This window comes from Pseudooceanicola sp. NS-SX9, assembly GCF_057380705.1.
The window spans coordinates 3,407,660-3,415,000 of record NZ_CM170818.1; the positions used below are offsets into that span (position 1 = coordinate 3,407,660).

At 62.3% G+C, this 7,341-nt stretch carries 4 protein-coding genes, 2 rRNA genes and 2 pseudogenes (1 of these 8 running past the window's edge); 2 read left to right on the top strand and 6 right to left on the bottom strand.

From position 1 onward, the window contains the following. Window position 1: 1 nt before the first annotated feature. Window positions 2–1,279 carry a diaminobutyrate--2-oxoglutarate transaminase gene (gene ectB, locus AC2ITM_RS16235; RefSeq protein ID WP_486467668.1) on the bottom strand — a complete coding sequence of 426 codons (1,278 nt, stop codon included), beginning with the start codon at window positions 1,277–1,279 and terminating at the stop codon, window positions 2–4. A gap of 36 nt (window positions 1,280–1,315) precedes the next feature. After that, window positions 1,316–1,831: a diaminobutyrate acetyltransferase gene (ectA, locus tag AC2ITM_RS16240; protein WP_486467669.1), complete on the bottom strand. Its 516-nt coding sequence runs from the start codon at window positions 1,829–1,831 to the stop codon at window positions 1,316–1,318. A 241-nt stretch (window positions 1,832–2,072) separates the two neighbouring features. Between ectA and AC2ITM_RS16245 the strand changes: the two genes are divergently transcribed. Next, complete coding sequence (locus tag AC2ITM_RS16245) at window positions 2,073–2,546, top strand: MarR family winged helix-turn-helix transcriptional regulator (RefSeq protein WP_486467670.1); 474 nt, start codon at window positions 2,073–2,075, stop codon at window positions 2,544–2,546. A 51-nt stretch (window positions 2,547–2,597) separates the two neighbouring features. Here AC2ITM_RS16245 and AC2ITM_RS16250 read toward each other — a convergent pair whose 3' ends face one another. Further along, window positions 2,598–3,944, bottom strand: a complete 1,347-nt coding sequence (locus tag AC2ITM_RS16250; protein WP_486467671.1) for a hypothetical protein — start codon at window positions 3,942–3,944, stop codon at window positions 2,598–2,600. A gap of 293 nt (window positions 3,945–4,237) precedes the next feature. On the opposite strand from AC2ITM_RS16250, the pseudogene AC2ITM_RS16255 reads away from it, so the two are divergent. Then, window positions 4,238–4,417: pseudogene (locus AC2ITM_RS16255) on the top strand (helix-turn-helix domain-containing protein); the annotation flags it as partial. Window positions 4,418–4,449: 32 nt separating this feature from the next. On the opposite strand, the pseudogene AC2ITM_RS16260 reads toward AC2ITM_RS16255, so the two are convergent. From AC2ITM_RS16260 to AC2ITM_RS16270, 3 genes and pseudogenes are all read right to left on the bottom strand, one after another. Then, window positions 4,450–5,434, bottom strand: a pseudogene (locus AC2ITM_RS16260) (IS3 family transposase); the annotation flags it as partial. Between the two features lie 480 nt (window positions 5,435–5,914). Continuing rightward, window positions 5,915–6,029, bottom strand: a 5S ribosomal RNA gene (gene rrf, locus AC2ITM_RS16265). Window positions 6,030–6,107: 78 nt separating this feature from the next. After that, window positions 6,108–7,341, bottom strand: a 23S ribosomal RNA gene (locus AC2ITM_RS16270); it runs 1,593 nt beyond the window's last position.

Genomic DNA, 7,341 nt, shown 5'->3' on the forward strand with positions numbered 1-7,341 from the left:
GTTACTCCGCTGCAATCCGGGTTTCGGTGGCCTGCGCGGCGGTGGCCTGCCGCAGGATGGTCAGACCCTTTCGGAAGGTCTCGACCGGGATGGTGAGGGGGGCCAGCACCTTGACGACCTCGTCCTCGGCGCCCGATGTCTCGATGATCAGGCCGCGGCGGAAGGCCTCGGCGCAGATCGCGCCCGCCAGTTCCCCCGAGCCCACATCGACCCCCTGCATCATGCCACGCCCCTTCAGGTGGGCGCCGGGGATGTCCTTGGCCAGATCCTTCAAGGCCTCGGTCAGGATCGCGGATTTCTCGGCGATCTGCGTCTGGAAGGCATCGTCGCTCCAGAATTTCTCGATCGCGACGCGGGCGGTGACGAAGGCATGGGTGTTGCCGCGGAAGGTGCCGTTGTGCTCGGCCGGTTTCCACTGGTCATGTTCGGGCTTCACCAGCAGGGCGGCAAAGGGCAGCCCCATCCCCGACAGAGATTTCGCCAGCGGGATCAGATCGGGTTCGATCCCCATCCCCTCGAACGAGAAGAACGTGCCGGTGCGGCCGATGCCGGCCTGGATGTCATCGACGATCAGCAGCGCACCCAGCCGTTTCGCCAGCCGCGCGATGCCGCGCATCCATTCGGGCGACGCGGCGTTCAGGCCGCCCTCGCCCTGGACGGGTTCCAGCAGGAAGGCGGCGGGCGCGTCAATGCCCGAGCTGCCGTTCAGCAGCATCTGCTCGATGATCGCCAGCGTATCGACCCCTTCGCCCAGCGACCCATCAAAGGGCATCCGGGTGACGCCCTGCAGGGGCAGGCCCGCGCCGCCACGTTTGCCCCGATTGCCGGTCGCGGCCAGCGCGCCCAGGGTCATGCCGTGAAAGCCGTTGGTGAAAGCCACGATATTCGTGCGCCCGGTCACCTTGCGCGCCAGCTTCATCGCCGCCTCGACCGCGTTGGTGCCGGTGGGGCCAACCATCATCACCTTGTGGGTCATGTTGCGCGGACGCAGGATCTTCCGTTCGAAGGCCTGCAGGAAGGCCTGCTTGGTTTCCGTATGCATATCAAGACCATGCGCGATCCCGTCATGCGCGATATGGTCGATCAGCGCCGCCTTCATGTCGGGGTCGTTATGGCCGTAGTTCAGCGACGAACAGCCCGACAGGAAGTCGATGTAGCTGCGCCCCCGGGCATCGGTCATCTGCGCGCCCGAGGCGCTGGTGAACACCGTGTCGAAGCTGCGGCAATAGCTGCGGACGGCGGATTCGCGGCGGGCAAAGATGGTGGTATCGGTGGACATGAACGTTCCTTTCGTTCCGGGCCTGAGACGCGGCGGTCAGGCTGCCTGGACCTGCGGCAGGGTGATGGTCACCATGTGCTCGGTCGGGTGCAGGCCGTCGAAATGGCGGGTTTCGGTGAAATGGGGGTGCGCGGTCAGATCGGCACCGCTGCGCGCGGCAAAGCCGCGGAACAGCGCCCAGGAGGCCGCGTTGTCCTCGGTGATCGTGGTGCGGATGCGGCGCAGCTGCAGACCGGGACGCGCCGCCAGATGCGTCAGCATCCGCCGGCCCAGCCCCCTGCCCCGTGCGGCATCCGACACCGCCACCTGCCAGACGAAAAGCGTGCCCGGCTCTTGCGGGATCATGTGCCCCGAGACCCAGCCCATCAGACCGGCATCATCCGCCGTTTCCGCCACGACACAGGTGTCCGAGAAATGCTCGCACTGCACGAGGTTGCAATACATCGAATTCTCGTCCAGCGGCTTGCAGTCCCGCACCAGCCGCCAGATCGCGGCCCCGTCACAGGCCCGCGGCGGTCGCAGCGTCAGCTCTGTCTCGTCGTCTTTCGGCATGGGAGATCACCCCTCCATTTGCTTCGCTTATCAAAGTAGTTGATCGATAAAACTCTTCAAGCCCCCTAAGCAATATTCCTCCCCTCCCTCGCAAAGTACCGACAAAGTCATTGACTTAAATGTGGAAAATGGATTCCCCCAGTGGATAAGGCTACGAATTTTACTAAGTAAAATCGAATAATTGCCTTTGTTATTCCGGGGTGCGAATATGGCCCCTCTTCAGAATCGGGGTTTGGGCGGCATGGATCGGACGGACGACAGTTTGATTGCCTTGCGACGCATCCTGCGCGCGACGGAGTTGTTCGGAAAGGAACTGGCCCATGCAGCCGGCCTGTCCCCCGTGCAGTTCCGCGTGCTGCAGCTGGTGACGGAACAGGGGATGAGCACGCCCAAGGCGATTTCAGTGCAGATGGGGGTGACGCAGGCGACGATCACCGCGCTGCTCGACCGGCTGGAGAAGCAGGGCATGATCTCGCGCGAGCGCAGCCAGATCGACCGCCGCCAGATGAACATCGCCGTCACCGAAAAGGGTCGCGCCACCGTGGCCCAGGCCCCCGACCCGCTGCAACAGCGCTACGTGCGCAAGTTCGAGGCCCTGAAGGATTGGGAACAGGCGCAGATCGTGGCCTCGCTTGAACGGGTCGCGGCGCTGCTGGATGCCGAGGATATCGATGCCTCGCCGGTGCTGCACAGCGGGGCGATCCACCCGGCCTGACATGCAAAAGGGCGGCCCCGAGGGACCGCCCTTTCCGTCGTTGCGGGATGTTCAGGCGTCCGCCAGCCGGGCCTCGGGTTCGCTCGACAGCCGGGGCTGGGTGTCGAAGACCGACGGCCGCACCCGCGCCTTCAGCACCTTCTGCCCGTAATCCGCATCCGGCGCCGTGCCCGGACCCGGATGGAAGCCCCAGATAAAATCGAGCTCGGTCCCCGGTTCGGCATGCACCCCCTCGACCAGCGCCAGCGACAGCACCGCGCCAAGCGGCCCGATTCGTGCCGTGCACAGGGTCAGCCCCACCAGTTCGCCGTTGCGTTCGATGCGGAAGCGGCCATGGTTCAGCAGGTAATCCTCGGGGCCACCCAGTACGCGGGCGGCTTCTTCGGCGTCGATCTCCAGCGTCACCTTGCGACGGGTATCGCGCGCCCGACGGGCCAGCATCGCCTCGCGGCCGTTGAAGTCACGGCCAAGCGCCATCACCTTGCCAAAGCCCATCTCGAACGGCGTGACGTAGTAATCCTCGATCCGTTCGGAATAGAAGCTGCCGTAGATCGGCTTGTGTTCGCGGATCGCATCCACCGAAAGCGTCGCACGATAGCCGTTCAGGCAGGCCTGGTAGATCGCCGGCACCGGCACCGGCAGCCAGCCGCTTTCGACCGCCCCGGCGGCATGGGCCAGCGCGCCCACCTCGGCCATGCGCATCGCCCGGCCGGCCTTGCGCAGATCCTCGCGCAGCACTTCGCCCACGGCCCATTTGCCGACGAATTCATAGCCCGGCTGCCCCATCTTCGACTGGCGCAGCACGCGGACTTCGCCATCGGCATAGGGCAGGCTGGTCGAATGCAACAGCTCCAGCTCTGGCAGGGCAGCGCCCAGGACCTTGCGGGTCAGCGCCTCGGCCATGGGGCCCTGCAGGCGGAAGCGGAACAGTTCCGGCGGGCCGGAGCGGCGGCGGGAATCGTCCACGAAATGGGTGTCGATATCGTAATATCCACATTCCGACTTGTAGAGCAGCCAGTGATGGATCGGCGGCGCCCCGGTCAGGATGTAGCGGTTTGCGGCGGTCCGCAGCGCGATGCATTCCCCGATCAGATATCCGTCCTCGCTGATGGGAATAAAGCTCTTGGCCTGGCCGATGGCGAAATCGGTGAAATCGGTCGCGCTGTATTGCGACAGGAAGTGCGTCGCCTCCTTGCCAGAGACAAAGAGGTCCGACATGTGGTGCGACAGGTCGATCAGCGCGACCCTCTCTCGCCAGGCGGCCTGCTCCTCGCGCCAACCCGAGATCTCGGGCGGTACCACGGGCCGCGTCCAGGCCTTGGGGTGATCCGTCCACAGAAGCCGAACAGCCGATCCGGCTTCGGCAATGGCAGTTTCCAGCGACTTGGCGGTAAGCATCAGTCCTCCCTCCGATTCAACATGCGAGCGGCCTCCCGTCCGAGTCGCATGACCGACAAAGCTATGACCAAAATGCATGTCCGTTATGCGTTCTGGCAAGAGCTTTCTCAGGTTCGGCAGGGATATGCCCTAAAACCGTAAGAGCACGGATCACCCTGCCCCGCCCTGATTCAGGTCAAGATGATCCGAAATCGGAGACCTCGTCTTGCTCCTGTATTGACCCATCTGTCCACTTAACCTTCTTTCCGTGCTATTTTTGGAAAGGAGGATCGGCTCATGGATCAGTCCTCGAAAGGAAAGACCCCGCGGATACCAAGCTTGCTCAGAACCGGCTGAGCGTCCTGGAGCTGGTGAAGGAGCTCGGCAATGTCGCCGAGGCCTGACGGCAGAGGGGGCTGGACAGGACCAGCGTCTACAAGTGGAAACGGCGGTTCCAGACCCAGGGCTTCGATGGGCTGAAGGACCTGTCGCCGAGATGACCTGCTCCCCATAGAGTCCGGGTTCTTTAGTTCGCTCTGTTCAGGGTTCGGTCCTCTACTGACCGTTGGTGATACTCCCACGGGGTGAGCCCGTCGAGGCTCGCGTGGGGGCGGTGGTGGTTTTAGTCGTCGCGCCACGCCTCTATCAGGTCGCGGGCGTGGCGCAGATTGGCGAACAGGTGCTCGTTGAGGCACTCGTCGCGCAGCCGTCCATTGAAGCTCTCGACGAAGCCATTCTGCATGGGCTTTCCCGGAGCGATGTAGTGCCATTCGACCCGGCGCTCCTCCTGCCATTTGAGGATGGCGTTCGAGGTCAGCTCCGTGCCGTTGTCGCTGACCACCATGGATGGATAGCCGCGGACCCGAGCGATGCTGTCGAGCTCACGCCCAACGCGCTGCCCTGATAGCGAGGTGTCCACGACCGCGGCCAAGCATTCCCGGCTGAAGTCGTCGATGACGCAGAGCACCCGGAAGCGGCGACCATCGGACAGGCTGTCTGACACGAAGTCCAGCGATCCCATTGCCCGGCAGGCGATTTGCAGAGCAAATCTGCCGAGAGGGGGCGCTGGTTCGGCCCCTGCGGGATCGCCATGGGCGCCCTGGTCCCCAGGGCCCGCTTGCGACCGCCCCGTTTACGGACTGTTAAGCCTTCTTCTCGGTAGATCCGGTAGAGCTTCTTCCAGTTCACCTTCCAGCCTTCGCGGTCAAGAAGCAGGTGCAGCCTCCGATAGCCGAAGCGACGCCGTTCGCTGGACAGCTCCTTCAGCCTCTCTCGCAGCTCGGTGTCCGCAGCTCTGGTTGATCGCCGCCTGTAAACGCGCGGATCAATCCCGGCGAAGGCACAGGCCTGTCGCTGGTTGTAGCTCTTCTCTGTCATGGCCCAGTCTACTGCTCGTCGCCTTGCACCGGGCTTCAGAAGTTTTTTCCCAGCATCTCCTTGAGCGTGGCGACATCCAGCATATGCTCCGCGAGCATCTTCTTGAGCTTCGCGTTCTCGGCCTCAAGCGCGCCCGGCCTTTTTCGTGCCGATCCTGGGATGTTCCTCGGGGCTGCGCTGTGCGTCACCGGAGGTTGATGCGCGCCGGGGCGGTCATCCGGCGTGTGCCCTGGGTGGCGGGGGTGCGCTTCCGATGAGGGTCTCCTCTGGCGCGCCGGGATCGGTCCGCAGGGTCAGTGTCCGAAGAGCTGGTGTCATTTCGACGCCGCTGCCGGTGTGATCCCGGGTGGCGATCGAGGTGTAGGGTTGAGGTGTCGTTTCGAGGCCTCACCCCCAAGCCATGGGAAGACCGGCAAGACGACCGATCTCCAACCCGCAGAGCCTGGTCATGAACGAGGGATCGGCGGGGGCTGGTCAGTCTCCTCTGGCGCTCCGGGATCTTCGGGGTCTGTCGGATCGGCATCCCGGCCCTGGGGTTGTTTAGCAAGCAAGAAGGCCCCGAGCGATTTGCTCGGGGCCTTCTTGTTATTGGACATCGTTCAGGTTTTTTCTAGGTCTGGCGGTGACTTACTCTCCCACGCCTTGAGGCGCAGTACCATCAGCGCGACGGCACTTAACTTCCGGGTTCGGGATGGGACCGGGTGTATTGCTCGTGCTATGACCACCAGACCAAGGAAAAACCTTTGAGGGATACAATCAACGTGTCCGAAGTGTGTGCTTCTGATCTTGGTCTGTTTTCTACTGGTTCAGATCAAGCCTATCGGGCCATTAGTACCGGTCAACTGAATGCATTGCTGCACTTACATCTCCGGCCTATCGACGTGGTGGTCTACCACGGCCCTCAGGGATACCTTGTTTTGAGGGGGGCTTCCCGCTTAGATGCCTTCAGCGGTTATCCTTTCCGAACATAGCTACCCAGCACTGCCGTTGGCACGACAACTGGTCCACCAGTGGTTCGTTCACCCCGGTCCTCTCGTACTAGGGGCAACTCCTCTCAAGTATCCTACACCCACGGCAGATAGGGACCGAACTGTCTCACGACGTTCTAAACCCAGCTCACGTACCTCTTTAAATGGCGAACAGCCATACCCTTGGGACCTGCTCCAGCCCCAGGATGAGATGAGCCGACATCGAGGTGCCAAACACTGCCGTCGATATGGACTCTTGGGCAGTATCAGCCTGTTATCCCCAGCGTACCTTTTATCCGTTGAGCGATGGCCCTCCCACTTGGGACCACCGGATCACTATGGCCGACTTTCGTCTCTGCTCGACTTGTCAGTCTTGCAGTCAGGCTGGCTTATGCCATTGCACTCAACGGGCGATTTCCGACCGCCCTGAGCCAACCTTCGCGCGCCTCCGTTACGCTTTAGGAGGCGACCGCCCCAGTCAAACTACCCGCCACACAGGGTCCCGGCACCGGATGACGGTGCGCGGTTAGACATCAAGCAAAGCAAGGGTGGTATCTCAAGGGAGGCTCCACAGGAACTGGCGTCCCTGCTTCAAAGCCTACCACCTATCCTGCACATGCTTGGCCTGATGCCAGTGTGAAGCTGTAGTAAAGGTGCATGGGGTCTTTCCGTCTAACCGCGGGAAGCCTGCATCTTGACAGGCAATTCAATTTCGCTGAGTCGATGTTGGAGACAGCGGGGAAGTCGTTACGCCATTCGTGCAGGTCGGAACTTACCCGACAAGGAATTTCGCTACCTTAGGACCGTTATAGTTACGGCCGCCGTTTACCTGGGCTTCAATTCGGAGCTTGCACCCCTCCTTTTAACCTTCAGGCACCGGGCAGGCGTCAGACCCTATACGTCGTCTTGCGACTTCGCAGAGCCCTGTGTTTTTAGTAAACAGTCGCCACCCCCTGGTTTGTGCCCCCGGCTCCAAGTTGCCTTAGAACCGGGCCTCCTTCTCGCGAACTTACGGAGGTATTTTGCCGAGTTCCTTCAACATCGTTCTCTCAAGCGCCTTGGTATTCTCTACC

Excerpts from the sequence above, each read along its gene's own strand:
- AC2ITM_RS16250 (WP_486467671.1), bottom strand. The coding sequence starts at position 3,944 with ATGCTTACCGCCAAGTCGCTGGAAACTGCCATTGCCGAAGCCGGATCG.
- ectB (WP_486467668.1), bottom strand. The coding sequence starts at position 1,279 with ATGTCCACCGATACCACCATCTTTGCCCGCCGCGAATCCGCCGTCCGC.
- AC2ITM_RS16245 (WP_486467670.1), top strand. The coding sequence starts at position 2,073 with ATGGATCGGACGGACGACAGTTTGATTGCCTTGCGACGCATCCTGCGC.
- ectA (WP_486467669.1), bottom strand. The coding sequence starts at position 1,831 with ATGCCGAAAGACGACGAGACAGAGCTGACGCTGCGACCGCCGCGGGCC.